This window comes from Laedolimicola ammoniilytica, assembly GCF_025567165.1.
GTDB classification, from domain to species: Bacteria; Bacillota; Clostridia; order Lachnospirales; family Lachnospiraceae; genus Laedolimicola; species Laedolimicola ammoniilytica.
Window position 1 is genome coordinate 1 of the sequence record NZ_JAOQKC010000031.1, and the last position, 25,884, is coordinate 25,884.

Here is a 25,884-nt window from a genome sequence, read left to right on the forward strand (position 1 = left end):
TGCACAAGTTCTTCTTGTGGTGATAATGCTTCATTATTTACCACCACAATGGTTGTGTTAAACTTCATACAGAATTTTTCAAACCAATCATAACCAAACCTAATAAATCTATCTTTATGGGTTACGATTATGGTTTTGATTTTTTGCTCCATTACTTCATCTAATAACTCATTCCACTTTTTACGATTGTAATTAAGTCCACTCCCATAATCTTCAATACATTGGTCTACAATGATTCCTTTGGCATTACAAAACTGTCTTAAAAATGCGACCTGGTTTTGTAAATCATCTTTTTGGTTTCTCGTAGACACTCTCGCATAAATAACTACCTGGCGTTGGTCATTTTCGGTATTTATGCCTTTAAATTGAAGATACTGGTCGTAAGTGTAATAACGCCTATCCGTTGGAGTCCGATTTGCTTTTAGAGTTCCTTCCCTATCCCAGCGTTGCAATGTCTTAACAGACACGCCTAACAATTCAGCAAAATCTTTTGGCTTGTAATTTGTGATATTTGGTGTGTTCATAATAGCTTACTCCTTTGAGTATATTTAAACACATTCAATCACATTTGTCAATTATTTTAATTTCTTAACATTTCCTCCTGTCAGGCAATTAACGAATCTTATCCGGGAATCCCACTTTCTTCTGGACCTTCCGCAAAGTCTTATTGGCCACATAGTCGGCCTTTTCCGCATTGTTCTTGATGACGGAATCGATATAGGCCTTGTCTCTGGTGAGCTCTGCCACCCGCTCCTGAAGCGGCCTCAGGACAGAGATAACCGCCTCGCCGACTGCCGGCTTAAACTCGCCATAGCCCCTGCCGTCGAACTCCCGTTCCACCTCTTCCGGCGTCTTGCCGGTGCATGCGCAGTAGATGCTGATCAGGTTCTTGATACCCGGCTGCTCGTCGCGGTAGCGGATCTGACCCTCGGAGTCGGTCACAGCGCGCTTGAATTTGCGCATGATCGTGTCCGGATCGTCCATCAGATAGATGCTGCCGTTGGGATTTTCATCGGACTTGGACATTTTTCTGGACGGCTCCTGCAGACTCATGATCTTCGCGCCCACCCTTCCGATATATGCTTCCGGCACGGTAAACACGTCACCGTAAATGCTGTTAAAACGCTGAGCGATATCCCGGGTCAGTTCCAGATGCTGCATCTGGTCGATGCCCACCGGAACCACATCTGCCTGATAGAGCAGAATGTCTGCCGCCATCAGGACCGGATAGGTGAAGAGACCTGCGTTGATATTGTCTGCGTGCTTGGCGGACTTATCCTTGAACTGTGTCATACGGCTCAGCTCGCCCATGTAAGTGTAGCAGTTCAGAATCCACGCCAGCTCCGCATGGGCCGGTACGTGGGACTGATAATAAATGCAGTTTTTATCCGGATCGATACCCGCCGCGATAAACAGGGTCAGAAGCTCTCTCGCGTGCTTGCGGAGTTCCGTCGGATTCTGGCGGACTGTGATGGAGTGCATGTTCGCCACGCTGTAAAAGCACTCGTACTCGTCGCTTAAGGTAATCCAGTTCTTCAGGGCTCCCAGATAGTTACCCAGGGTCAGATTTCCGGTGGACTGCATGCCGCTGTATAATACTTTTTTATCTCCTAACATCTTGTGTTCTCCTCTTAAAATTTTTTTATGATAAATGTAACATCATACTCGCTATTTTAAAATAAATCAGAAGGCTGCTGGCATCCACGATGGTGGTGATGAGGGGCGCAGCCATGATCGCCGGATCCAGCTTCATCTTCTCGGCCAGCATCGGCAGTACACAGCCGATGATCTTCGCCAGCACGACGGTCAGCATCAGGGAAAGGACGATGACCAGATTCAGGGCCAGCCGGTCCGGATACTGCAAAATCAACCGAACGAAGTTCGCCGCCGCCAGTACTGCGCCGCACAGAAGTCCCACCCGGAACTCCTTCCAGACCACCCGCAAGACGTCCTTCAGTTCGATATCGCCCACCGCCATACCACGGATAACCATGGTGCTGCTCTGGTTGCCGCAGTTGCCGCTGGTATCCATCAGCATGGGCACAAAGCTGAGAAGCAAAGGAAGCACCTGAATGGCTTCCTTATAATCCATCAGGATCGCGCCGCTTAAAATCGATGTAAACATCAGGATCAGAAGCCAGGGAATACGGTTTCTCGCAAGCTCAAAAACGCCGGTCCGAAGATAGGGCTTCTCCGAAGGAAACATAGCCGCCATTTTCTCAAAGTCCTCGGTGGCCTCCTGTTCCATGACCTCCACCGCGTCGTCAACGGTAACGATGCCCACCAGGCGATCCTCGTGATCGACTACAGGCAGACACAGCAGGTCATATTTATTGAAGGTCTCTACCACGTCCTCCCGGTCCTCGGTGGTCACGGCGTAGATGATATTTTCATCCATGATGTCCTTGATAACCGTGTCATAGGGATTCATCAGCAGATCCTTCACCGTCACCACGCCCTGGAGGCAGCGCTTGCTGTCCGTCACAAAGCAAGTGTAAATGGTCTCCTTGTCGACACCATTTTCCCGGATGTATGCAAAGGCCTGTTCCACGGTCATATTTCGCTTCAGGCCGATATATTCCGCTGTCATAATGCTTCCGGCGCTGTTCTCCGGATACTGTAAAAACTGATTGATCAGATTCCGCGTCTGAGGCGTCGCATTCTGTAAGACACGCTTCACCACGATAGCCGGTAATTCCTCCAGCATATCCACTGCGTCGTCCACGTACAGATCCTCTACGATCTTGCCCAGCTCATAGTCCGTAATACTGTTGATAATATGCTCCTGGTCGTCTACCTCCAGGAATGAAAATACGTCTGCCGCCAGTTCCTTGGGCAGCATCCGGTATACAAGAACCTTCTTCTCGGGCTCCAGTTCCTCGATAAACTCCGCGATATCGACCTCGTTCATCTCCGACATCGTCTCACGCAGCTTTCGGAACTGTCGGTCCTCCAGAAGCTCTGTAAGCTCCTCCCGATCATAACTTCCGATTGCCATGCACTCTTGTCCTCCCACGTCGACAGGCACAGCATCTGTATCTCCTGCCGCCGGGTAACGACAGTTTATTTATCTATAAGAAAAATCCGTGTCTGTCTCTATTCTATTCTGTCTTAAGCCACAACTTCGACTTCGCCCGTCCACGGACTCCTCACTTCCTTTTTTCGCATAGATTAGGCGTTTCCGCCTGCCACTCTTAATCATAACACCAAAAGGCAGTTACCGTCAACTGATAACTGCCCTTGGAATCGTGAAATGCTGTTGTCTTATTTTTGTTTATTTGCCTTTCAGCCGCTTGTCTGATTTTACGGAAAGGCGGGTTCCCACACTCTGGAAAATCTGTACCAGTATAATCAGAAGCACTACCGCAATCAGCATAACCAGATATTTATACCGGTAATAGCCGTAATTGATGGCAATTTTTCCCAGTCCGCCTCCGCCAATGATACCGCTCATGGCCGAATAACCGAGAATCGTGGTAATCGCAATGGTGAAATTGGAAATCAGAGAAGGCACGCTCTCCGGGATCAGCACCTTTACGATAATCTGGAACGGAGAAGCGCCCATGCTCTGGGCCATCTCGATGATATTCGGGTTCACCTCCCGAAGGCTTCCTTCCACCAGACGGGCCACAAAGGGAAACGCCGCAATCACCAACGGTACAATGGACGCTACCGTACCAACCGCGGTTCCCACAATCAGGCGGGTCAGCGGGAATACCATAATCATCAGAATCAGGAAGGGCACAGAACGAAGCAAATTGATGATCACATTCAGCACATGCATCACGCCCTTCGGCAGAGGCCGCACGCCATCCTTCTCGCCTACCACCAGAAGTACGCCGAGAGGCAGGCCAATGACAACCGCAAAGGCTGTCGCCAGAATCGTCACATAGACGGTCTCCCAGCAGGCCAGCGGAATCTCCGTCTGCAAAATACGGAGGGTCTCTTCTATGGTCTCCGGAGAAAATAATTTATCGAGCATCGCCTGTCACCTCCTCTACCAGTACATCCGGGATACTGCTTAAGTACGCAATCGCCCGTTTTACCACATCGTCGTCATCAGGCAGGCCCAGGAGCATATTGCCGTAGGCTTTATCCCCGATACTCTTGGTGGACGCGCCCAGGATACTGGCTGTAATCTGCTCGTCGATGGCCATTTTCGCAATCAGTGGTTCTCTGGAGGCCACCGCACCGCTGAATACCACGCGGATCCGGCGCTCGCCCGGAGCTTCCTCCAGAATCTCGTCGGCGCCGTCCGGGAATACCAGGCGCTTGGCCGCTTTGGATTTGGGGCTGGAGAATACTTCGCTTACGACGCCCTCTTCCACCACAGAACCGGAATCCAGAATCGCCACCCGGTTGCAGATCTCTTCCACCACACTCATCTGATGGGTAATGATGATGACCGTGATGCCCAGTCTCTGGTTGATATCCCGGATCAGCTCCAGAATCGCGTGGGTGGTCTTCGGATCCAGGGCGCTGGTGGCCTCGTCGCAAAGCAGCACCTTCGGATCGGTAGCCAGGGCTCTCGCGATGGCAATACGCTGCTGCTGTCCGCCGGAGAGCTGAGCCGGATAGGCATTGGCCTTATCGGGAAGGCCGACCACGTCCAGAAGCTCCAGGGCACGTTTTTTCGCTTTCTCCTTGTCCATGCCGATGAGTTCCAGGGGGAAGCAGATATTTTTCAGGCAGGTTCTCTGCATCAGCAGGTTGAAACCCTGGAAAATCATAGTCACATCCCGGCGCACTGCCCGAAGCTCTTTATCTGACAGCTTCGCGATGTCCTGGCCGTCGATGAGCACCTGGCCTTTGGTAGGTCGCTCCAGCATATTGATGCAGCGCACCAGGGTACTTTTTCCCGCGCCGCTCATACCGATGATACCGTAGATGTCGCCGTCCTGAATGTTCAGATTCACATTCCGGAGCGCTTCCACGGTTCCGTCGGCGGTCTGGAATTCTTTGGTCAAATCTTTAATTTCAATCATAAAACCCCTCCGTCTGGATTTTTCTCGTAGATCCGAAAAGCCGACAGCCTGTTGCCACAGACCGTCGGCTGTCACTTTTTCTATTATAACATTATTTTGTAATCGCGTCCAGACTTGTCTGCTTGCCGCCGTACAGTCCCATGGGCTCTACGTGGATAGCCGCTACCGATACGATATGAGTTCCGTTCTGCTCGTTGAAGTCATCCAGGTACGGCTTATGCTGGAAGTAGTTTGCGTCTACCTCGCCGCTGTCTACCACATTGTTCGGCTGTACATAGTCAGTGAACTCCATGATGTCCAGGGTAATGTCCTTCTCAGCCAGAATGTCCTTTGCCACCTTCAGGATGTCTGCGTGGGGCGCCGGGGATGCCGCTACGGTAATGGTGGTTCCTGCCAGTGCATCGTAATCGACACTTGCGTCAAAGCCGTCTGTGGGGTTGTCCACGGTGCTGACTACGGCTCCGTCATACTCTTCGGTAATGTAGTCTGCTACAGCCTGGCTCTCCAGGGCTGCCTTCAGGGCTTTGATCTTATCGGTGTTCTCATTGCCTTCCTTTACAGCCAGAATGTTGCTGTAAGCGGAAGAGGAACCCTCCATGGTCAGCGCGTCGGCGGTGGGGTTCAGACCTGCGTCGATGGCGTAGTTGGAATTGATGATGGCGTAATCCACGTCCTTCAGTACGTTTGGTACCTGCGCCGCCTCTACCTCTTTAAAGGTGATGTTGTACGGATTCTCCGCGATATCTGCCGCGGTGGCGGTGATGCCTGCGCCGTCCTTCAGCTTGATGTAGCCGTTCTCTTCCAGTAAAAGAAGGGCTCTCGCCTCATTGGTGGTATCGTTCGGCACTGCGATAGTGATTCCCTTGCTGCTTCCGCCGCATGCGGTCAGGGACGCTACCGTTACCACGCCAAGTGCCAGTGCCGCAAGTTTCTTTGTCAGCTTTCTCATAATTTACTCCTCCTTGTTTTTATGTTACCCGTATTTCCTACTGGTTAAGTAGGATTATAAGAGCGTTGCGCCTGTTTGTCAAGCGCTTTTTTCATATGTCTTTTATCATAGCGGATTTTTTTTCATTTAGCAAGCAAATATCCCGATTTTCAGATGGGAAAATCGGGATATTTCAGGCTGATACATTTATTTTACCACTCGCAGGCCGAATACCGGCATCGGATTATAAAATGGGCTGTTTTCTTCACGGTAGATACGCTGATATACATCCAGATCTACCGTCACATCCGTGCATCCAAGGCTCTTCAGTACTTCCATATCCCAGGATGGGCGACTCATACCGTTAATCATCAGCTGCCTTTTGATGTTGTCGCACTCTTTCAGCTGGCCGCAGCTCATGTGATTGTGCGCATGCTCCTCAGGCAGACTTTCCAGTTCTCCCAGCAGATCCTCTTTTCCATAGTCCGCATCGAAGTTCAGAATGACACCGCCGTCTTTCAGTACCCGCAGCCATTCCCCATAGGCCTCTGCCGGGTGAGGCAGGGTCCAGGTCAGGTTCCGGGAGACAATGACATCGAAAGTGCCGTCCGGGAAATCCGGATGTTCCGCGTCCATCACTTCAAAGTCTGCCTGTACGTTCCGCTCCGCTGCAATAATTCTCGCTTTTTCAATCATGGCCGGGGTCAGATCGATGCCGGTCACCTGATGGCCCAGCTTTGCCAGCAGCACGGTGAAAAAGCCACAGCCGGTTCCCACGTCGAGAATCCGTAAATTTTCTCCTTCCGGCAGTCCCTTCTTAAGCTCCCGGAGCCAGAGCTCTGCCATTTCACTGTTTAACTCCTCCTCACGAAGACGGGCGAAGTCTTCACTTCGCCCGGTCCAGTAGGAAGAAATTTCTTTTTTTATCTCTTCCATTTTATTTTACCGCCTTAATCATAAACATCGGTGTCGATGCATAATTTACTTTCTCGGTTTCGCTCCAGACTCTCCGCCACACGTTCTCGTCGGAGTAGACGCTCTGGAAGCCCAGGTTTTTCAGAACCTTCATGTCCCAGGCCGGGCGTACCACCGGGCTTAAGGGTACGTTTCTGGCAATTTCTTCCATTTCATCGATATCCGTACCGATGTAATGATCCTCCATGGCCTGCTCTTCCACATGCTTCCGGTCTTCCTCATACTCCCGGCGTTTCTCGGCATCAAAGAGATGGCCGTACCAGTTGGCGTCAAAGTTCAGGAGCTGTCCGCCGGGTTTCAGAACCCGTTTCCACTCCTTATAGGCCTCGTCCGGATTCTCCAGATTCCAGGTCAGGTTCCGGGATACCGCCACGTCAAACTGATTGTCCGGAAGCTCCAGCTTCTGGGCGTCCATGCGCATCCAGTGAATCCTGTCCGCATAGCGGCCTGCATTTTCCTTCGCTTTACAGAGCATCTCCTCCGTGTAATCCACGGCTGTCACCTGGTAGCCTGCCTTCGCCAGAATGATGGCGAAAAAGCCCGGACCGGTGCCGATATCCAGCACTTGGATATCCTTCGGATCCCGGTGCGGGAACTCCGTTTCCAGCGCCTTTAGCCAACGATTTTTCTGCTCTGTAGCCAGCTCCTCCTGATTTACCTGTGAGTACCCTTCCGCCCGGTTTGTCCAGTATTCTTCAATTCTGCCCAGCATCTGTCCCATCTTGTCTCTCTCCTGTAACCTGAGCGGCACTGTCTTCCCGTCTCAGCCGCATCTCTAATCTTTAAAAATTATAACAAAGCCCCCCGGGGGCCACAAGCCTCCCGGGGGGATAAAAATTTGTTCTAAATCTGATTTAATTTATAATACGGAATCTACCAGCATTTTCGTATATGCGTCCTTTGGATTCCGAATCACTTCATCCGGAATCCCTTCTTCTGCGATCCGCCCATCTTTCATAACGATGACACGGTCACAAAACTGCTGCACCAGTGCAAGGTTATGACAGATAAAAACATAGGACAGCTTCTTATTCTCCTGTAAATTCATAAGCAGATCGAGCACTTTCTTCTGAACTGTCACATCCAGCGCGCTGGTAGCTTCATCACAAATAATAATCTGAGGTTCTACCGCCAATGCTCTGGCAATGGCAGCCCTCTGGCACTGACCTCCGCTGACCTGATGGGGATATCTGTCCATGTAGGAAGCCTCCAGGCCACACTGCTCCAACAGGTTCGCTGTTTTTTTTCGGATCTCTGCTTTTGGAACGCCTCTGTTTTTCAGGCTTTCTCCGATTCCATAGCCCAATGTCTTTCTCGGATCAAAGGAACCAACCGGATTCTGGAAGACCATCTGCATTTTATCATAAATACTTTTAAGTGCCCTGCCTTTTCGATGTGTGATGTCCTGCCCATCCAGAATAATCTGTCCCTCTGTCACAGCTTCCAATCTTGTAATCAGTTTTGCAACCGTACTCTTTCCGCTTCCGGATTCTCCGACAATTCCAAGGATTTCCCCTGCCCGCAGAGAAAAGCTCATGTTTTCTACCGCAGTCACATCCCGTTTTCCATGTTGATGGAATACTTTTTTCAGATCTTTCACCTGTAAAATGTTTTCCATACTCAACTCCTTCTAAGCTTCGGTACTGCAGACAGAAGCTCTTTTGTATATTCATTGCGCGGATGTTCCAACACCGATTTTGCCGGGCCATATTCCATCCTGTTTCCATTCTGAAGGACCAGCACGGTATCTGCCATAGCCGACACCACGCCAATATCATGCGTCACGATGATGATCGCCGTTCCAAACAATTCCCGGACACGAAGCATCTCCTGAACCACCTGCCTCTGAACCGTCACATCCAGCGCACTGGTAGGCTCGTCCGCAAACAATACCGGCGGATTCATCAGCATGGAAATGGCGATACCTGCGCGCTGATTCATGCCTCCGGACATTTCAAAAGGATAGCTGTCCCAGATCTGCTCCGGTTCCTTAAAATTAAGTTTTGATAAAAGCTCAAGGGCACGTGCCTTTGCATCCGCCTCCGTGATTTTTCCATGTGCTCCCATGCTCTCGCAAATCTGACTTCCAATGGTCCGGATCGGGCAAAGCGAAGCGCCTGCATCCTGAAAGATCATGCCGATTCCGGCGCCACGTATGAGTCGAAGCTCCCGTTCCGGCATATCCACCAGATTTTCTCCCTTAAACGTAATATCTCCTCTGGTCACCAGGCCATTGTCGCCAAGCAGTCCCATGGCAGCCTTGATCAATGTGCTTTTCCCGCTTCCGGATTCTCCTACCAGTCCAAGGATCTCTCCCGGACGAAGAGAGAAGGAAATATCATGAACCACAGGATTTCCGTCAAAAGAGATCTCCACGGAATCATATTTCAATAATGTATCGTCCATTCCATAACTCCTGAATCACTGTCAAAATGATATCATACTTCGTTGATATCAAGATCAGCCGTCAGCTCATAGTAATCGCATGCATGTGCGGTAAGGCCTGTCACATTTGCCTGACTGATCATACTCATCTTTAAGAAAGAGCAGAATACAAACGCATCATCATCCAGAAGTTGCTGCTGCATCTCAATGGCAATCTGGTTTCTCTCTGTCACATCGAATGTGCTGTTCAGTTTCACTGCCAGCTCTTCCAGCTCATCGCTGTGATACTGTCCACGATTCTTGGTGGACGCATCCAGACAATGTGTAGAGAAGAAGTTAGTCGGATCTCCCAGACCACAGTTTACATTGGCGCCTACATATACATCCCATGCTGCCGGATCTTTACAGATCGTATTGTGGTCTGCAGTTGCGTTGATCTGTACCTCTATTCCGATCTCTTTCAGAGTGCTCTGTGCAGCCTCTGCCAGCAGCGGCAGTTCCTGACGACTCGGATAGGTGAGCCACCGGATGGTCAGCTTCTGCCCGTCTTTTTCACGGATTCCATCACCATCGCTGTCGGTCCATCCGGCTTCTTCCAAAACCGCTTTCGCTGCTTCCGGATCATAAGTCTTCGCATTCAGTGTAGAACCTCCGAACGCTACCGTATCCGGGAAGGCACCCGTTGCCACATATCCATATCCATTCAGAAGCACCTTGACAAAGGATTCCTTATCAATACCCATGGCAATGGCTTCACGGACTGCGTCATCTGCCACAACCGGAGATGCATAATTCATCTGTACGTAAAAGGAACGGCTGGTCTGCACACTGGTAAACTGGAACTTGTCATTTTCAAAAATCGGATAGCTTGCATATGCCATACCATATGCCGCATTGATCTCGCCGGACTGCAGTGCCAGTGCCAGAGTATCTCCATCTGAAATGGTACGGACCGTGATCTCATCTATGTTCACATTTCCCTCCCAGTAATTTTCGTTTTTCACAAGCTTCAGATGATCATCTGTCACCAGCTCGGTTGCCACATACGGACCGGTACCAACCACGATTCCGTCATCCGTCACCCCCTCATCCACATCAATGATACAGCCATAGGGCTCAGACAGATAGTTCATCAGGCTCGGACACTCTTCGGCCGTATGGATCGTCAGCACCAGACCGTCTGCCTCCATAGACGCAATCTTCAGATCTCCTGCCGCGCGCTCATGCACAGCGATCAGATCCTCCAGACATTTCTTTACCGCTTCCGCATCACAAGATTTTCCATTGGAAAAACACACCCCATCTTTTAAGGTGATTTTCCAGGTAAGATTATCTACCAGCTCATAGCCTTCTGCGATCCACGGTTCCAATTTCATGGAATCATTGATCTTCATCAGAGTCTCTCCGACTCCATAGCGCATACATGCCCATCCGCAGTATGCACTGTGCGGGTCAATCGTGGATTCCTCGTTTTCTGCATTAAATGTGGTATCGCCAAATACAAATGTCTTTTTACCAGTGGTATCTGCACCGGTCGCAGCCTGTGTACTTGTACTGTCTGCAGATCCATCTGTCTTTTCTGAACCACAGCCTGCCATGACACCTGCCATCATGGTCAGCGACAGAAGTAATGCAAGAATTTTTCCTGTTCTTTTCTTCATGTTTTTGCTCCCCGTTTCTTTTACTTTTTTATATCTACCTTGAATGAGAATTCTTCGGATCCATATAATCACGGATCGTATCTCCCAGAAGGTTAAATATCACCACAGATACAAAGATGGCCAATCCCGGAGATAACACGATCCAGGGATAGGTCTGCAGCATGCTCCGGCCACTGCTCATCATGCTTCCCCACTCTGCCACCGGAGGCTGGGCTCCCAGACCCAAAAACGACAGTCCTGCAATCTCCATCATCATCGTACCGATATCTAACATGGAGGTGACCAGAATCGGTCCAACAATATTGGGAAGCACATGCCGGAGAATCATCTGAAGCGCCGAATCACCTGCCAGCTGCGCGGCCTGCATATACGGCAGACTCTTCATGGACAAGGTCTGGCTTCTGGCAATTCTGGAATACTTCGGCCAGCTGATCAGTGCCAGTGCAATGACCGCATTCTGCACACCACCATTTAAAATAGCTGCCACCGCCATGGCAAACACCAGACCCGGAAATGCCAGGCAGATGTCGGAGATCCGCATCATCACGGAATCAACAACTCCGCCATAGTAGCCACAGAAAATTCCAACTATCGTTCCAAACACCGTAATGATTGCTACCAAAGCAAACGTAGAAGAAATACTGGTCTGCGCTCCAATCAGTACGCGGGACAGCATATCCCGACCATAGGTATCTGTTCCCATCGGATGAGCCGCACTGGGCGGCTGCATGGCCTGGGACAGATCCTGTGCGTAAGGATCATAAGAACAGATATCCTTTGCAAAAATCGTAATCAGCAGCAATGTCGCTGCCAGTGCTGCAAACAAAAATAATTTCATCCGGATCCGGTTTCTCTTCACTTTCTGAACCCGGACAGTCACCTGACGCTCCTGACTCATTCCCGATCACCTCCCAGACGGATCCTCGGATCCAGAAAGCGATAGAAAATATCTGTCAGCAGATTGGCCGCCACATAAATAATCGCCATCCACATCACATAAGCCTGAATGATCGGATAGTCGCGCATGCTGATAGCATCCACTGCCATCTTTCCGACCCCATCCCACATGAAGATAGATTCTACAATTGCGGTTCCTCCCAGAAGACTTCCTACCGATAACATCAACAAGGTAGTGATTGTTACCAGAGAAGCTTTCATAACACTACCCCACAGGATTCTGGAGAATTTGACGCCTCTTGCTTTTGCTCCGACCACATAATCTTTACTCAGTTCATCCAATACCGTCGCTCTTACCTGGCGAAGATATTTCGCGCTCATGGCAATGGCCAGTGTAATTGCCGGCATAGCAACACTTTTCAGACTGACCCCGGTTGCGATTACCGGAAACCAGCCCAGACGGATGGCAAACAGATACATCAATAACAGCGATACAAAAAAATTCGGTAAACTATTGCCAATAAAGCTGCATGTCCGGATCAGATAATCTGAACATCGGTTTTGATGAACCGCCGATAAAATACCTAACGGAACAGAAATCAAAATCGTCAGCAGAATCGATGTGACCGTCAGAAGCAACGTTGCCGGAAGCTTAGATACAAATGTGGAGAACACTGGTTTACCAGACACATAACTGATTCCCATATCCCCACGGAGAAGTCCTCCCAGCCAGACCACATACTGCGTCAGAAAGGGCTTATCCAGTCCAAGCTCCTCTCGGGCCGCATCCACGACTTCCTGCGAAATATCGCTTCCGGTATTTTCCATTTTTTGCTCCACCACATCACTTCCGGCAACTCTCATCATGCCGTAGGAAAGAAATGTGATTGCCAGCAGAATCGGAATTAACTGAAGAAGTCTTTTTAAGACATATTTTCTCATGTATTGCAATCCTTTCCACAACAAAAATGTCCGAAAATCTAAACATCGGATTTCGGACATTTTTATTCTCTGATAAAATTGTAAGGCAGGAATGGTTTTTTCACAAGCCCCTGGCGGGGTTGTTCTGTATTCCTGTTTTTCCTGTATTTTCATTCCTTTTTGGAATTATTCAGTTTTTTCTTTATATATGCGATAAATTCTTTCTCCAGTTCGCCCATCTGTTCCTCGTTTCTGCTGACACAGCCGAACACTACCTCATTTTCTTTTCCCTCCAGCAGGATTCCCTCTGTACCGCTGTAGGTTCCATCCAGGCTTTCACTGCTCAGATTCCAGAGATCAGAATGCTCCAGCAGATGGCGAAGCAGCGATCCGCTGTTCGTGGTCACAGACGTCTGCGGTGATTCCAGGGAAATGCCCTCTAAGGCTCCCAGGCGCAGCACATCCTCCGGCCGCACCTCTGTCTGGCTTCCCTGAACCAGGCGGAGTTCTCCGTCCGCTGGCGGAAATTGTCCTATCTTTTTTCCTCCGTAAAGCATCAACTGAATTTTCTTTAGGGGTTCAAACTGTAGCTGGTACTTCCGCATCAGGAACTGGGCGGAGGCGCTCTGTTCTTTCAACAGATAAATGAAGCCCAGATCGTCCTGTCCTTTCTGTACCCGCTCGATGACGTCCCGGACATTTCCCTCAAAGTATTCATAATAGTCACCCTTCTGGTACGCGCACTCATAAAACTCCGTAAACGCCGCTTCCATCCAGGAGGACGGATTCACCGATACCTTCAGACTGCGCACCGGACTTTTCCCGGCCAGCTGCTCGATTTGCTCCATGGTATCCAGCACGTTGACCGCATAGTTATAAAGCTCCTGTCCCCGGGCTGTCAGCCGGATACCCCTTCCAGTCCGCTCAAAAAGCTCAGTCTGAAGCTCATGCTCCATGGCATGAATGGTCTTGCTGACCGAGGACTGAGTGGTGTATAAAAGTTCTGCCGCTGCTGTAAAAGATCCTACCTCCACGCAGGTTACGAAGCAGCGGAGCTGTCGGATTTCCATCATAATCATGCTCCCTCGTCTATTATTCTATCTGTCCATTTTAACAGGATCCCTTCTCCGGCACCGGGATATTCTTGTTTTATAAATGTTTAAAAGGTAAGAACTGATTTTAAAAGTCTTTTTGTATATTCCTGCTGCGGATGCTCCAGCACCTGTCCGGTTGCCCCTTCTTCCACAATCCTTCCCCTGTACATGACTGCTACCCGGTCGCAGAAATGACTGACCAGCGCGATATCATGGGAGATAAACAGATAGGAAAGTCCCAACTGCCGCTTCAGTTCACTCAGCAGCTCCATAATCTGGGCCTGCACGGAAACGTCCAGCGCGCTGGTAACCTCATCACAGATCAGCAGCTCCGGTTTAATCAGAATCGCCCGGGCAATAGTGGCTCTCTGACATTCCCCTCCGGACAGCTCTCTTCCTTTTCTCCCTGCGTAGCTGCGATCCAGATGAACCAGATCCATGGCCTCCAGCGCAAGCTCCCGGATTTCAGCCATCGTTCTCCCGTTTTTCCGATAAATCAGGCCCTCGCAGATATTATCCAGCACCGTTCTGTGTGGATTCAGGGATTTTATCGGATCCTGGAATACCATCTGCATATAATTCCCGTAAAAATGTATCGTTCCCTCGGTCGGCTTGAGAAGCCCCGCCGTCATATAGGCCGCCGTACTTTTACCGCTTCCGCTCTCGCCTATCAGCCCCAGACATTCTCCCTTTCGCAGGCTAAAGCTCACATCCTCCACCGCGCAGATGTCTTTTCCCTTTTTTCCATACTTTTCACGGCCCCGGAAAACCTTTTTCAAATGCTCTGCTGTCAGAATATATTCCGGCATACGCTACCTCCTGCCCATTCTGGGAATTGCCTTGATTAGCTTCTGTGTATAAGAGTGCTCCGGATGATAGAGAACCTGTTCCCGGCTTCCCCATTCCACCAGTTCTCCCTTTTTCATAACCCCGACCCTATCCGCCATCGCTGCAATGACTCCCATATTATGGGATACAATTACAATCGCTGTTCCAAACTGCTTCCGAAGATCCAGCATCGTATCTATCACCTGCTTCTGCACTGTTACGTCCAGCGCGCTGGTAGGTTCATCTGCCAGCAGGAGCCTGGGCCGATTCGCAATGGCGATAGCCAGCGCTACCCGCTGACACATTCCGCCTGACAATTCGAATGGATAGGAATTCAGAATCCGTTCCGGATTTTCCAGACGAAGCAATCTCATGATTTCCACGGCTTCCCTCTCCGCCTGCCCCCTTGTGATCTTTCTGTGCGCCCGCACAGCCTCATAATAGGTTTTCCCCGTCTTCCAGAGCGGATCCAGGGACAGCTCCGGATGTTGAAACAGCATCGCAATCTCATTTCCACAAAGCTGGCGCAGCCTGTTCCTGGGAAGGCCAAGAAGATCCGTTCCCTCATATCTTATCTGTCCGCCGGTCACCCGTCCCGGATTATCCAGAATGCCCAGAATTCCCTTCAGCATGGTGCTCTTCCCGCTTCCGCTTTCTCCCACAATCCCGATGATTTCTCCCGGTTTCACACCGAAGCTCACCCGGTGCACTACTTCCGTTTTTCCGTATGTGATCTGAAGTCCGTCTACCTCAAGCATCCGTTTCCCCCCTCTCATTCAGCGCGTCCCGGAGACTGTCACCGGTTACATTAAACAGTATCACCGTCAGGAACAACGCCAGACTCGGAAACAGAATCAGCCAGGGAGCCGTCTGTAAAAACGCCTTTCCGTTGCTAATCATAAGTCCCCATTCTGCCATGGGAGCCTGAACTCCCAGCCCCAGAAAGGACAGCCCCGCCATACTTAAAATCACATTGCTGATATCCAGAACTGCCGTCAGCATCATGGGAGAGAGAATCCCCGGCAAAATATGACGAAACAAGATCTGCCGCTTCTTGGCCCCGCATATCCGCGCCGCCTGAATATAGGTTTCGTTTTTCAGCTGAAGCACAAGGCTTCTTGCCAGTCTTGCGTAAGTGGTCCAATACATAACCACAAGGGAAAGCATCGCGTTTTTCAATCCCGGTCCCAACATTCCCGCAATCGCCACCGCCAGGATAAAGCTGGGGAAAGCCTGAAATATCACCGTGATCTTCATCAGAAGCTGATCGATCCAGCCTCCTCCATAGCCCGCCACAATTCCAATCAGCGTACCCACCGAAAACACCACGGCCACTACGCCGAGAGCCGAATATACCGATACCGCTGCTCCCTCCAGAATACGTGAAAGCACACAGCGTCCCAGATTGTCTGTTCCGAGGGGATATTCTGCGCATGGCGCCCGGTTTGCATCCATCAGGCTCGACTGATAGGGATCATGGGGCGCAAACCTTCTCCCGACCACTGTTAAAATCAAAAATATAAAAAGAATGCTCAACATTACGAGTGCTTTTTTCTTCTTCATGCTTCCCTCTCCTGTCCGTCCCGGACTCTCGGATCAATCCATCCATAAGACAAATCTATCAGAAAATTGATCGCCAGAAAAATCAGCGCAAGCCATACCACATACGCCTGAATGACCGGATAGTCTCTCGCCGAAATCGCATCCATGGCCATCTTTCCCAGTCCCTGCAGGGAAAAAATATTTTCTACAATGGTGGTGCCTCCCAGCATTCCCGCAAAAGAAATTCCCAGCAACGTCAAAAGCGGCAGCATACAGTTTTTCAGCACATGCCGGAACAAAATCTGCCATTCCGGCACTCCTCTGGCTCTTTCTCCTGCCACATACCCTTTTGCCAGCTCGTCCAGCACGACGACTCTCACCTGCCGGATATACCAGGAGCTTAAGGACAGCGCCAGAACCAGTACCGGCATAATATAGCCCTTCGACCCGTTTTTTGAGGCAATCACCGGGAACCACCCAAGCTTTACACTGAAAAAATAGAGAAACAAAAGCGCAAGAAAGAAAGAAGGCAGGGAAGCCAGGAGATACGTTATAAACCGTACCGTCCTGTCCAGAAAGCTGTCCTGAAATCTGGCGCATACGATTCCCAGCGGAACGGATAAAACCGTAACCACAAGCATGGAAAAAAAGGTCAGGATCAGCGTTACGGGAAGGGCCTTCCGAAGCTCGTCCAGAACGGTTTTTCCGTTACGCAGCGATGTTCCCATATCTCCGCTGAGAATTCCCTTCAGCCAGTCTGCGTATTGTACCGGAAGCGGTCTGTTCAATCCCATTTCCTCCCTGGTCTTTTCCAAAAGCTCCTCCGTGGGCGCCACACCCGTTTTATTCAGCTGGATTTCAGCCGGATCGCTGGGTGCCAGATAAGTCAGGCAAAAGGAAAGAAAGGTAATGCCGAGGAATATCAGAATCAGCTGTCCTGTTTTATTTATACTGTATTTTATCAGACGCATGAAAACCTCCACGCCAGAAGCGGTGCAGATTTTCTGCACCGCCCCCTCTTCTTATTCTCGTTTTATCGCACCAGATCTGTATTTACATCCAGCAGATAATACTCTGACGGATGGGTATGATAGTTTACCACATTCTTAGAGTAGATATTAATCATCTTCTGATGGTTAAATACGGTCATCGCATGGTCGTCCAAAGTCATCTGTACCATCTGGCGTACCAGCTCTGTTCTCTTATCGGTATCTACCGTCTTCTCAAGCTCTGCGGCCAGAGTATCCAGTTCCGGATTGGAATAATGGGAATAATTGGAGCTGCCTCCTGTTACGAGCATAAGGTTGATAAAGTACTGCGCGTTTCCGGTAGGAGCCTGCACGCCCGTCTCGCAATCCAAATCATAATCTCCTGCGGCTACTACGTCATTCGTGCTCTCCAGGACTTCCACATTCAGTTTCACACCGATAGCCGCAAGCTCAGACTGAAGAAGCTCCAGAACCTGTCCCAGCTCTTTTCGGGAAGCAAAGGTAATGCCCTTCAGCTCCAACGCCTTTCCGTCTTTATCCAGGATTCCGTCCCCATCGCTGTCCTTCCAGCCGTCGGCTGCCAGCAGGGCCGCCGCTCCTTCCGGATCATACTTGTCTACGCTTAAGTTCAGTCCCTCTGTTCCTCCATAGGGAAGCATATCCGGATAAATCGCCCAGCAGGGCGTAGCCATATTGTTGTAAATGCCTGCCGCGATACCATCTCTGTCCAGACACATTTCAATAGCCTGACGGATGGCCGGGTCTGACATCAGTTCCCGATCCATGTTGTAATACAACCGGTTCGCTCTTGTGGTGGTCACAGCGTCTACTACAAAGTTCTCATCTTTTTCGAATACCGGCACGGTAGAGGTTGCCATAGCCACCCCCATATCAATCTCTCCATTCTGAAGAGCCATGGTTATGGCCTCTGTATCGCTGATGGTGATCAGATGAACCTCATCCAGCTTCGGTTCTCCTCCCCAGTAGCCCTCATATTTTTCTACAACGGTCTCTACATAGGGATCAAATTCCCGGATTATATAGGGTCCGGTACAGTAAAGCGTGTCCGTGTAATTGCTGTTTTCTGAATCGTATACACTCCAGAGCGGATCGCAGAGATCATTTAACAGGTTTACGCTCTCATGCTGCAGATGGAAAATCAGCTTCTGACCATCTGCCTCCAGTGTGTCAATGGCAATCTGCCCCTTTGCGCGGTCGTTTACTTCATAGGTCCGCTCAAAGCATTTTTTTACTGCCTCCGCAGTCATCTTCTCCCCATTCTGGAAGGTTACATCGTCCCGGAGCGTTACCGTCCAGTTGATATAATCATCGCTCTCGCAGGATACTGCCAGATTCGCCGCGGGCGTAATGTTTTCATCCAGCTTAAACAGGGTCTCTGTGGTTCCGTCATACATCATATACCAGGCGTCCCAGCCATTGGCCGGATCCATGGTCTCCGCCGCAAAATAGCCCATAGAGCCGATATTCATTACTTTCTTTCCGTCTTCTGCCGCTTCTGTCTGCGCAGCTGTCGTATCTTCCGCTGCTTTTTCCCCGCCGCAGGCTGTCATGCCAAGTACCATACCAGCTGCGAGTCCCAGCGCCAACAGTTTCTTCACATTCTTTTTCAACATCGCCGTCCCTCTCTTTTCTCCATTGTCTTTTGTCCCATTTCTACTGATAAACAGCTTCATCCTCCGGATCCCACCGATAACCCAGACGCTTCGCCGTCTGCAGCGCCACGTCCAGATCAATCTGATCCGCCAGCATCGTCAGCGCCATGGACAGACCGTCCGCCGTGGTTCCTGCGGAATAATATTTTCCGTCTGCCACCCAGCTGGCGTCCGGAACCTCATAAACTCCCGCCAGAAACATTCGTTTCCAGTTTTCTCCGGCTTTGCAGGCTGCGATTTTTCTGCGGAAAAGAAGACCGGTCTGTGCCACCAGATACGCTCCCTCCGCGATCATCAGACAAAATTCCGAGCGCTCCGCCGCAATCTTAAGCTTCTTCTGGAGTTCCGTATCCTGCTGCAGAACTCTCCTTGCGCCACGTCCTCCCGGCACAATCAGAATCCCCTTCAGCTGCTCCGGGTCAAGCGGCTCTGTCCAGACCTTCACGCCCTGCATGCTGTTCACCATATTGCCCGCCAGTGAAAGATAATTGACATGAAGTCCCTCTTTTTCACAGGACAAAATATCCGCAGGTCCAAAAGCGTCCATGGTTTCGAAATCATCAAATAATAATACATTTACTTCCATTTGTTCTTTCTCCTTCACCTCGTATCGGTTTTCAGCCAAAAAGAATCGTGTTTGACCGGACACGATTCTTTTGGGGTTGTTTGAAATTATCTGATAGAATGATTTATAATTGGGATGGTTAGAGTGTAACAAATTTCTGTTTTTCCAGCAAGCCTCCCTGGGGGTTGTTTTTCTATTCCCATTTTGCTTCTATATCTATTCCTTTTTTGAATCCTGCTTATCCCCCCTGGCAGCTTGTACCCAATGCTATTATCCTGCTATACTGAATAAATTCTTTATAGAAAGGACGTCGCTTTATGTCAAGAACTTTACATCAACTAAACTCCCGCATTACCGGCATGATCTGTCCGCGCTGTCAGAAACGCTATCCGGTGGGGGACTATTTTTTTGGCTGTCCCGCCTGTCTGGAACGGGGCGCCAGTTCTAATCTTACTCTGGTCTACGAAGGAAAGGCACAGATTCAAAAGGATGCCACTGGCTGGCATCGTTATCGGGATTTTCTTCCCTATGACGACACGGTTTCTCTGGGCGAAGGCTTTACACCCGTGCGAACCTTTCCCCGGCTGGCGAAAGAGCTGGGCTTCCGAAAGCTCTATACCAAGCATGAATTTCAAAATCCCACCGGTTCCCATAAGGACCGCATGAATCCCTTCATCACTGCCCGGGCCAGGGAAGCCGGTTATTCCACCGTCACCTGTGCTTCCAGCGGAAACGAGGCCGCATCTCTGGCTGCCTATGCTGCAGCGGAAGGGCTGAACTGTGTCAACGTATCTACCCGTTCCATTCCTTCTCTCTGGAAAAATGCTTCAGACGCCACCGGAGCAAAGCTTGTACTTACAGCTACTCCTTCCGACCGTCTTCAGTATCAGAGTGAACAGCTCACCCGGGGCAAGGACTGGTACTGCGCAACCAATCTTCTGGAGCTTCCATCCGGCAGTTCACCCTACGGCATTGAGGGTTATAAAACTCTGTCCTTTGAACTGTATGAACAGCTGGAAGGGCAGCTTCCGGACTATCTTCTGATTCCCACCTGCCGCGGGGATCTGTTATACGGCATCTATCTTGGTTTCCGGGATCTGTTGGAAACCGGTTATATCAAGACTCTGCCCCGTCTGGTTGCCTGCGAACCGATTCCCCGTCTGGAACTGATCCTTTCCGGTCAGAAAAGGGTGGAAGACAAATTTGAAGGTGATACCTCTTCCATGTCCTCCATCGGAGGCAATACCGCTACCTGGCAATCCGTTACGGCGCTTCGGGGAAGCGGCGGTTTTGCCCTCAGCGCGTCGGATACGGACATCCGAGACGCGGTGCGTGCTATGGCTTCCCATGGTCTCTACCTGGAAACCTCCTCTGCCGTGGTTTATCCCTGTGCAAAAAAAGCACAGAAACAGGGACTGATTTCCTCCCATGCCTCTGTACTTTTTGTACTCACTTCGAATGGTTATAAAAATACGGATCCGGCATAAATGCAGCTCCACTGGCCAGAAGAAGTTTTGTATAAGGGTGTTCCGGATTCCGGAGCACCTTTTTTACATCCCCTTCTTCCACAATTTTCCCCTGATACATCACCAGAACCCGGCTGCACAAATGAGACACCAGCGCCAGATCGTGGGAAATGACCAGAAAAGTCAGTTGGCGTTCCTTTCGAATCCGTTTCAACAGCTCCAGAATCTGTTTCTGAATCGATACGTCCAGCGCACTGGTCGCCTCATCGCAAATCAGAAGCTCCGGCTCCGTCAAAAGCGCCCTCGCAATGGCTATCCTCTGACATTCTCCACCGCTGAGCTGCGCGATTCTTCTATCCGCATATTCTGTAGGAAGTTCCACCTGGGTCAGAAGCTCTTCAATCACCGGCCTGGCCTGCCTTCTATCTGTCCGCCTTGTATGGCTCAGCGCTTCATAAAGGCTGGAAAATACCGTCATGTGACTGTCAAAGGAATCCCTCGGATTCTGAAATATCATATTCACATGACATTTTTTATAGCGGCCGCTTCGTAGACGGCGAGGTTCGCCCTGTAAAAGAACCCTTCCGCCCGTGGGCTTCTCCAGTCCCGCAATCAGACGCGCCGTGGTACTTTTCCCGCAACCGCTTTCTCCTACGATTCCAACAGATTCTCCTTTTTCCACAAAAAAACTGATTCCATTTACCGCTCTGATTTCTCCATAGGTTTTTTCCAGTTGTTCCACCTGTAAAAACGGCTGTTTATTCATCTTCCGTCTCCATTCTGAGCACACAGGACATCAGCATCTTCGTATAGTCATGAACCGGGTGTAAAAGCACCTCTTCTGCCGTTCCCCATTCTACCAGTTTTCCACTCTGCATAACTCCCACCTTATCTGCCATCTGTGCCACAACGCCCATATTGTGCGTAACCATCAAAATAGCCGCATTGGTGACCTTCTTCATATTCTGCATAGCCTTCACCACCTCCGCTTGGACTGTCACATCCAGAGCAGAGGTAGGTTCATCTGCCAGAATCAAATCCGGCTCCATTACCATAGCAAGAGCAAGGGCAACTCTCTGATTCGTTCCTCCGCTCAGCATCGGGGGATAGGAGCGCAGAATTCTTTCCGGTTCCTTCAAAAGCAGCTGCTTCATACATTCAGCCGCCTTCCTGTCCGATTCCCGGCGGCTGATTTTCCCCTTCAGGCTCAGTTCCTCCTGAAACTGTCTTCCAATCCGCATAACCGGATCCATGGATTCTCCCGCATGCTGGTAAACCATGGCGATCCGGCTGCCGCGCAGGCTTCTGTATTCTTTCGGATCTGACTGCGCAAGATTCCTGCCGTCAAATTCTATTCTGCCTCCGGTTATATGTCCTTCCTGTCCCAACAGTCCGGCTATCGCCTTCAGCAGCGTGCTTTTTCCGCTTCCGCTTTCTCCTACGATACATACTGTTTCCCCCGGCTGTACAGAAAAATCCACGTTATGAACAATTTCCCTGTTACCGTAGGCAACCGATAAGTCCTTTATCTCAAGCATGCCCTTCTCCTGTTTTTCTTTTACTCAGCCGCGATATCTGTATCCTTCGTCAAAATATACGCCTCGGTTGCCTGTGTGGAATAACCGGAAACCTTATTATTTGCGGCAATCTGGTACTTCAGATGACCCAGGGTAAAGAAACCGCAATCTTCCACCTCTACAGCCTGGATTTCCTTCGCAAGCTCTTCTCTCTTTGCCGTATCAAATTCCTGATCCAGCTGCGCAATCAGTTCATCGACTTTTTCATCCGAATACTTTCCGTAGTTATAATCTGCTCCGGTTTTCAGCATAATATCGCAGAAATACTGCGGATCGGCTACCGGCGCCATAATATAGCTGTTCAACGCCAGATCAAAGCCTCCGGCCTTGAGAATATTGGTATGCGCGTCGTAATCATTGGTCTGGATATCCGTAGCGATTCCAATCTCCTTTAAGGACGCCTGGATTGCTTCCGCAAAGGTAGCAAGCAAAGTTCCGTGCTCTCCATAGGTATACAGCTTAAAGCTCAGCGCCTTACCATTTTTATCCAAAACACCATCTCCATCACTGTCTGTGTAGCCTGCATCAGCCAGCAGCTTTTTCGCATGCTCTACATCGTAGGACACGCCCGGCACCTTTCCGTAGGAAAAGCTGACCGGGAAAATTGCGGTAGCCGCCTCGGAATTGCCCTTGTTGATGACATTTGCAAAGGTCTCCCGGTCGATAGCGGAGGAGATAGCCTCGCGGACACTGTGATCTGCCAGGAACTCGTTGGTATAATCAAAATACAGAATCTGGGATCTGGAGCCTGTATTGCTGGTTACCGTAATCTTATCACTGTCCATAAACTGGATAATATTCTCGGTAGGCAGCTGAAATGCCAGATCCACTTCTCCATTATCCAGAGCCATAGCCTGTGCGTTACCATCCAGAATATACTTGATGGTGACAGAATCCAGCTTCGGAACACCGTCCCAGTAATCCTTGTTTGCCACAAGCTCCATCTTGCCCTCTTCCATAGAGGCAATCACAAAGGGGCCGGTTCCCACCGGAATTGCGTTTTCTCCTTCCAACGTATCTACATCCAGAATCGTACCTACCAGATCCGCCAGATTATTAAGAAGTGCCGCATTTACATCGTTGGTGGTGATGGTAAGCGTCTGTCCCTCTGCTTCAATAGAGGCAATATTCAGCATGGTTACCGCTCTCTGATTTTTCTCACAGGTCCGATCCAGACAAGCCTTGGCAGCCTCTCCGGTCAGATCCTTCCCATTGCTGAACTTGATTCCATCCTTCAGGGTGATTTTCCAGGTCAGCTCGTCCACCTGCTCGTAGCTGTCTGCCAGCCATGGCTCAAGCTGCAGATCGTCATTGATACGGAACAGATTCTCTCCTACTCCGATACGCTTGGTATCCCAGCTGCTCGCTGCCGGATCCAGGTTCTTAATTTCAGAATGATAAGCCATATTCAGATGCTTCTCTCCTGCATCTGCCTGTGTACTTTCCGCCGCCTGCTCCGTAGTCTCCTCTGTGTTAGCCGCAGGTTCTTTGAAACCACCGCAGCCTGCCAACAGAGATACGCTCAGCACACCGGCCAGCAGCATGGTTAAAATCCTTTTTTTCATTGGTCTCCTCCTTAATTAAAATCATTTATTTGAACATGTTACCTGTTCTCAGAACTCATAAACTGCCTGTATGGTATTCCAGATATTCCTGTACGGAATCACCCAGACGGTTTAAAATGATAACGGATATCAGAATTGCTCCGCCCGGTATCAATGCCTGCCAGGGCGCCGTCATCAGCACCTTTCTTCCCTCATTCATCATATACCCCCATTCCGGCGTCGGCAGCTTCGCGGAAAGTCCCAGGAAAGAAAGACTGGAAATCTCCATCATGGTACCGGGAAGCGCCAGCATGGCTGTCACAAAAAGCATGCTGCCGATATTTGGAATCACATGATGTAAAATAATGTAAGCCGAATTGCAGCCACACAACTGTGCGGCCTTTATATAGTTGCTTTCTTTTATCTTCAGAACCATACTGCGGGACATTCTCGCATAAGAAATCCAGCCGATACTGATAAGCGCAATCGCCGCGTTTTTCACTCCAGCCCCAAGCACACCTGCCACCGCAATAGCCATCACCTGTCCCGGAAAGGATTGTACGATCAACAAAAGCTTCTGTATCACCGCGTCCAGCGGCCCGCCATAATATCCTGCGGTCACCCCGGCTGTCGTTCCAATCACTGCCGTCACCAACACAATAACGAGTGTGGCGCTCAAGGAGCTTCTGGCTCCTGTCAGGATTCTGGAAAAAAGACATCTTCCCAGGTTATCCGTGCCAAACCAGTATTCAGCTCCGGGAGGTTGATCGATCTTCAGCAGATTGTTTTCGTACGGATCATGAGGAGAAAGCTGCTCCCCGAATAGCATGATAATCAGTAGGCCTGCTGTCAGCAGGAGGTACCATGCCAGCCGAATTCTCAATCGTTTCTTTTTATCCATTCTGACTGTCCTCTTTCTGCTTTTTTACCCGTGGATCAAACAGGCTGTAGGACAACTCTGTCAGTCCGTATATGACGAAGAAGATCAGGGCGATCATCACCACAAATCCCTGGATAATCGTATAATCGTGTTCGCCGATGGCCGTCATCACCAGCCTGCCGATTCCCGGCCAGGAAAATATGATTTCCGTGATGGCCGTACCTCCTAACAATTCACCAAAGGACAGGGCAATCATAGTGATAATCGGAAGCATGGCATTTCTCAGAATATGTACAAACAAAATCTGTGTTTCCCGGATTCCTCTGGAACGCAGTCCATCCACATAGGGATGCTTCATTTCCTCATAAATCAGAGTCCGGATCTGTCGAATCATCCGTGCGCAGATTCCGGTAGCCAGGGTTGCCGCAGGCAGGATCAGAGCAGACGCTCCACCACTTCCGGATATAGAAATCAGTTTCAGACGATAGGCGAACAGATACAGAAATCCGATTCCCACCAGAAAGGACGGCATACACAGCCTGATAAATACAAAAAAGCCGGTAATCCGGTCAAACATTTTCTCTTTTCTTGCCGCTGACATTACCCCCAGAGGGAGTGCAGCTGCTACTCCGGCAGCCAGGCTCGTCACAGCCAGTACCGCGCTTTTTCCAAGCGCTTTTGTTACCTCATCTGACACATTCCTGCCATCGATCATGGACACTCCCAGATCCCCGTGGGCGAAATCCCAGAGCCAGCTTCTGTATTGCTCCAGGAATGGACGATCCAGTCCCATTTCCTTCCGTTTTTCCTGCACTGCTTCTTCCGACGGCATGGTTCCTCCAGCCTGCAGAATGGTTCTGGCCGGATCCCCCGGCGCGATATACATCAGGGAAAAGGACAGTAAGGTCACTCCCAGAAGTACAATGAACAGACTGATAAGCTCTGCGACCCATTTTTTAATTTTCCATTTCACC

The 25,884-nt window shown here is 50.0% G+C and carries 25 protein-coding genes and 2 pseudogenes; 1 reads left to right on the top strand and 26 read right to left on the bottom strand.

The window, feature by feature from the left end; all coding sequences use genetic code 11:
- The 21 genes and pseudogenes from OCV63_RS15935 to OCV63_RS16030 form a co-directional block, all read right to left on the bottom strand.
- Positions 1–509: IS607 family transposase (locus tag OCV63_RS15935; RefSeq protein WP_262670930.1), on the bottom strand; the 509-nt coding region annotated here is incomplete at its 3' end.
- A 103-nt stretch (positions 510–612) separates the two neighbouring features.
- Positions 613–1,617, bottom strand: a complete 1,005-nt coding sequence (trpS, locus tag OCV63_RS15940) for a tryptophan--tRNA ligase (protein ID WP_158365250.1) — start codon at positions 1,615–1,617, stop codon at positions 613–615.
- Positions 1,618–1,642: 25 nt separating this feature from the next.
- Positions 1,643–2,998 carry a magnesium transporter gene (gene mgtE / locus OCV63_RS15945; RefSeq protein WP_158365251.1) on the bottom strand — a complete coding sequence of 452 codons (1,356 nt, stop codon included), beginning with the start codon at positions 2,996–2,998 and terminating at the stop codon, positions 1,643–1,645.
- Between the two features lie 276 nt (positions 2,999–3,274).
- A complete protein-coding gene (locus OCV63_RS15950) occupies positions 3,275–3,982 on the bottom strand; it encodes a methionine ABC transporter permease (protein ID WP_158365252.1) in 708 nt (235 codons plus the stop codon).
- Positions 3,972–4,985: a methionine ABC transporter ATP-binding protein gene (locus tag OCV63_RS15955; protein ID WP_158365253.1), complete on the bottom strand. Its 1,014-nt coding sequence runs from the start codon at positions 4,983–4,985 to the stop codon at positions 3,972–3,974. The genes OCV63_RS15950 and OCV63_RS15955 overlap by 11 nt, the downstream gene beginning before the upstream one ends.
- 100 nt (positions 4,986–5,085) lie before the next feature.
- Positions 5,086–5,367 (bottom strand): annotated as a pseudogene (locus OCV63_RS17705) (MetQ/NlpA family ABC transporter substrate-binding protein); the annotation flags it as partial.
- Between the two features lie 78 nt (positions 5,368–5,445).
- Positions 5,446–5,934 (bottom strand): annotated as a pseudogene (locus tag OCV63_RS17710) (MetQ/NlpA family ABC transporter substrate-binding protein); the annotation flags it as partial.
- A gap of 186 nt (positions 5,935–6,120) precedes the next feature.
- Positions 6,121–6,849, bottom strand: coding sequence for a class I SAM-dependent methyltransferase (locus OCV63_RS15965; RefSeq protein ID WP_158365255.1), 729 nt, complete (start codon positions 6,847–6,849; stop codon positions 6,121–6,123).
- 1 nt (position 6,850) lies between these two features.
- Complete coding sequence (locus OCV63_RS15970; RefSeq protein ID WP_158365256.1) at positions 6,851–7,609, bottom strand: class I SAM-dependent methyltransferase; 759 nt, start codon at positions 7,607–7,609, stop codon at positions 6,851–6,853.
- A gap of 138 nt (positions 7,610–7,747) precedes the next feature.
- Entirely contained in the window at positions 7,748–8,506 is a 759-nt protein-coding gene (locus OCV63_RS15975; protein WP_158365257.1) for an ABC transporter ATP-binding protein, read from the bottom strand.
- A 2-nt stretch (positions 8,507–8,508) separates the two neighbouring features.
- Positions 8,509–9,294, bottom strand: coding sequence for an ABC transporter ATP-binding protein (locus OCV63_RS15980; RefSeq protein WP_158365258.1), 786 nt, complete (start codon positions 9,292–9,294; stop codon positions 8,509–8,511).
- Positions 9,295–9,326: 32 nt separating this feature from the next.
- On the bottom strand, positions 9,327–10,934 hold the full coding sequence (locus OCV63_RS15985) for an ABC transporter substrate-binding protein (RefSeq protein ID WP_158365259.1): 1,608 nt from the start codon (positions 10,932–10,934) through the stop codon (positions 9,327–9,329).
- A gap of 34 nt (positions 10,935–10,968) precedes the next feature.
- The gene (gene nikC / locus OCV63_RS15990; RefSeq protein ID WP_158365260.1) at positions 10,969–11,832 is read right to left on the bottom strand and encodes a nickel transporter permease; all 864 of its coding nucleotides are present in this window, start codon (positions 11,830–11,832) and stop codon (positions 10,969–10,971) included.
- Positions 11,829–12,773, bottom strand: coding sequence for a nickel ABC transporter permease (nikB, locus tag OCV63_RS15995; RefSeq protein ID WP_158365261.1), 945 nt, complete (start codon positions 12,771–12,773; stop codon positions 11,829–11,831). Before nikB (OCV63_RS15995) ends, nikC (OCV63_RS15990) begins: the two co-directional genes overlap by 4 nt.
- Positions 12,774–12,922: 149 nt before the next feature.
- Complete coding sequence (locus OCV63_RS16000; protein WP_158365262.1) at positions 12,923–13,831, bottom strand: LysR family transcriptional regulator; 909 nt, start codon at positions 13,829–13,831, stop codon at positions 12,923–12,925.
- Between the two features lie 80 nt (positions 13,832–13,911).
- Complete coding sequence (locus OCV63_RS16005; protein ID WP_158365263.1) at positions 13,912–14,655, bottom strand: ABC transporter ATP-binding protein; 744 nt, start codon at positions 14,653–14,655, stop codon at positions 13,912–13,914.
- 3 nt (positions 14,656–14,658) lie between these two features.
- Complete coding sequence (locus OCV63_RS16010; protein WP_262670924.1) at positions 14,659–15,432, bottom strand: ABC transporter ATP-binding protein; 774 nt, start codon at positions 15,430–15,432, stop codon at positions 14,659–14,661.
- The gene (gene nikC / locus OCV63_RS16015) at positions 15,425–16,237 is read right to left on the bottom strand and encodes a nickel transporter permease (RefSeq protein WP_158365265.1); all 813 of its coding nucleotides are present in this window, start codon (positions 16,235–16,237) and stop codon (positions 15,425–15,427) included. Before nikC (OCV63_RS16015) ends, OCV63_RS16010 begins: the two co-directional genes overlap by 8 nt.
- Positions 16,234–17,187: a nickel ABC transporter permease gene (nikB, locus tag OCV63_RS16020; protein ID WP_262670925.1), complete on the bottom strand. Its 954-nt coding sequence runs from the start codon at positions 17,185–17,187 to the stop codon at positions 16,234–16,236. Before nikB (OCV63_RS16020) ends, nikC (OCV63_RS16015) begins: the two co-directional genes overlap by 4 nt.
- Positions 17,188–17,249: 62 nt before the next feature.
- Complete coding sequence (locus OCV63_RS16025) at positions 17,250–18,839, bottom strand: ABC transporter substrate-binding protein (protein ID WP_262670926.1); 1,590 nt, start codon at positions 18,837–18,839, stop codon at positions 17,250–17,252.
- Between the two features lie 40 nt (positions 18,840–18,879).
- A complete protein-coding gene (locus tag OCV63_RS16030) occupies positions 18,880–19,464 on the bottom strand; it encodes a DJ-1/PfpI family protein (RefSeq protein ID WP_158365267.1) in 585 nt (194 codons plus the stop codon).
- A 296-nt stretch (positions 19,465–19,760) separates the two neighbouring features.
- Here OCV63_RS16030 and OCV63_RS16035 point away from each other — a divergent pair, with 296 nt between their 5' ends.
- Positions 19,761–20,930 (top strand): threonine synthase, encoded by a 1,170-nt coding sequence (locus OCV63_RS16035; RefSeq protein WP_158365268.1) that lies wholly within the window; start codon positions 19,761–19,763, stop codon positions 20,928–20,930.
- Here the strand turns inward: OCV63_RS16035 and OCV63_RS16040 are convergent.
- The 5 genes from OCV63_RS16040 to OCV63_RS16060 are packed head-to-tail and all read right to left on the bottom strand — an operon-like array spanning position 20,893 to position 25,883.
- Positions 20,893–21,675 (bottom strand): ABC transporter ATP-binding protein, encoded by a 783-nt coding sequence (locus tag OCV63_RS16040; protein ID WP_158365269.1) that lies wholly within the window; start codon positions 21,673–21,675, stop codon positions 20,893–20,895. The genes OCV63_RS16035 and OCV63_RS16040 overlap by 38 nt on opposite strands.
- Positions 21,668–22,447 (bottom strand): ABC transporter ATP-binding protein, encoded by a 780-nt coding sequence (locus tag OCV63_RS16045; protein ID WP_158365270.1) that lies wholly within the window; start codon positions 22,445–22,447, stop codon positions 21,668–21,670. Before OCV63_RS16045 ends, OCV63_RS16040 begins: the two co-directional genes overlap by 8 nt.
- Positions 22,448–22,467: 20 nt before the next feature.
- Complete coding sequence (locus tag OCV63_RS16050) at positions 22,468–24,051, bottom strand: ABC transporter substrate-binding protein (protein ID WP_158365271.1); 1,584 nt, start codon at positions 24,049–24,051, stop codon at positions 22,468–22,470.
- Between the two features lie 55 nt (positions 24,052–24,106).
- The gene (locus OCV63_RS16055; RefSeq protein WP_158365272.1) at positions 24,107–24,931 is read right to left on the bottom strand and encodes an ABC transporter permease; all 825 of its coding nucleotides are present in this window, start codon (positions 24,929–24,931) and stop codon (positions 24,107–24,109) included.
- Complete coding sequence (locus OCV63_RS16060) at positions 24,924–25,883, bottom strand: ABC transporter permease (protein WP_262670927.1); 960 nt, start codon at positions 25,881–25,883, stop codon at positions 24,924–24,926. Before OCV63_RS16060 ends, OCV63_RS16055 begins: the two co-directional genes overlap by 8 nt.
- Between the last annotated feature and the right edge of the window lies 1 nt (position 25,884).

Excerpts from the sequence above, each read along its gene's own strand:
- OCV63_RS15980 (WP_158365258.1), bottom strand. The coding sequence starts at position 9,294 with ATGGACGATACATTATTGAAATATGATTCCGTGGAGATCTCTTTTGAC.
- OCV63_RS15985 (WP_158365259.1), bottom strand. The coding sequence starts at position 10,934 with ATGAAGAAAAGAACAGGAAAAATTCTTGCATTACTTCTGTCGCTGACC.
- OCV63_RS16005 (WP_158365263.1), bottom strand. The coding sequence starts at position 14,655 with ATGCCGGAATATATTCTGACAGCAGAGCATTTGAAAAAGGTTTTCCGG.
- nikC (WP_158365265.1), bottom strand. The coding sequence starts at position 16,237 with ATGAAGAAGAAAAAAGCACTCGTAATGTTGAGCATTCTTTTTATATTT.
- OCV63_RS15965 (WP_158365255.1), bottom strand. The coding sequence starts at position 6,849 with ATGGAAGAGATAAAAAAAGAAATTTCTTCCTACTGGACCGGGCGAAGT.
- OCV63_RS15955 (WP_158365253.1), bottom strand. The coding sequence starts at position 4,985 with ATGATTGAAATTAAAGATTTGACCAAAGAATTCCAGACCGCCGACGGA.
- OCV63_RS15975 (WP_158365257.1), bottom strand. The coding sequence starts at position 8,506 with ATGGAAAACATTTTACAGGTGAAAGATCTGAAAAAAGTATTCCATCAA.
- OCV63_RS16045 (WP_158365270.1), bottom strand. The coding sequence starts at position 22,447 with ATGCTTGAGATAAAGGACTTATCGGTTGCCTACGGTAACAGGGAAATT.
- trpS (WP_158365250.1), bottom strand. The coding sequence starts at position 1,617 with ATGTTAGGAGATAAAAAAGTATTATACAGCGGCATGCAGTCCACCGGA.
- OCV63_RS16050 (WP_158365271.1), bottom strand. The coding sequence starts at position 24,051 with ATGAAAAAAAGGATTTTAACCATGCTGCTGGCCGGTGTGCTGAGCGTA.
- nikB (WP_158365261.1), bottom strand. The coding sequence starts at position 12,773 with ATGAGAAAATATGTCTTAAAAAGACTTCTTCAGTTAATTCCGATTCTG.
- OCV63_RS16025 (WP_262670926.1), bottom strand. The coding sequence starts at position 18,839 with ATGTTGAAAAAGAATGTGAAGAAACTGTTGGCGCTGGGACTCGCAGCT.
- mgtE (WP_158365251.1), bottom strand. The coding sequence starts at position 2,998 with ATGGCAATCGGAAGTTATGATCGGGAGGAGCTTACAGAGCTTCTGGAG.
- OCV63_RS16010 (WP_262670924.1), bottom strand. The coding sequence starts at position 15,432 with ATGCTTGAGGTAGACGGACTTCAGATCACATACGGAAAAACGGAAGTA.
- nikC (WP_158365260.1), bottom strand. The coding sequence starts at position 11,832 with ATGAGTCAGGAGCGTCAGGTGACTGTCCGGGTTCAGAAAGTGAAGAGA.
- OCV63_RS16035 (WP_158365268.1), top strand. The coding sequence starts at position 19,761 with ATGTCAAGAACTTTACATCAACTAAACTCCCGCATTACCGGCATGATC.
- OCV63_RS15950 (WP_158365252.1), bottom strand. The coding sequence starts at position 3,982 with ATGCTCGATAAATTATTTTCTCCGGAGACCATAGAAGAGACCCTCCGT.
- OCV63_RS15970 (WP_158365256.1), bottom strand. The coding sequence starts at position 7,609 with ATGGGACAGATGCTGGGCAGAATTGAAGAATACTGGACAAACCGGGCG.
- OCV63_RS16040 (WP_158365269.1), bottom strand. The coding sequence starts at position 21,675 with ATGAATAAACAGCCGTTTTTACAGGTGGAACAACTGGAAAAAACCTAT.
- OCV63_RS16030 (WP_158365267.1), bottom strand. The coding sequence starts at position 19,464 with ATGGAAGTAAATGTATTATTATTTGATGATTTCGAAACCATGGACGCT.
- OCV63_RS16000 (WP_158365262.1), bottom strand. The coding sequence starts at position 13,831 with ATGATTATGATGGAAATCCGACAGCTCCGCTGCTTCGTAACCTGCGTG.
- OCV63_RS16055 (WP_158365272.1), bottom strand. The coding sequence starts at position 24,931 with ATGGATAAAAAGAAACGATTGAGAATTCGGCTGGCATGGTACCTCCTG.
- nikB (WP_262670925.1), bottom strand. The coding sequence starts at position 17,187 with ATGCGTCTGATAAAATACAGTATAAATAAAACAGGACAGCTGATTCTG.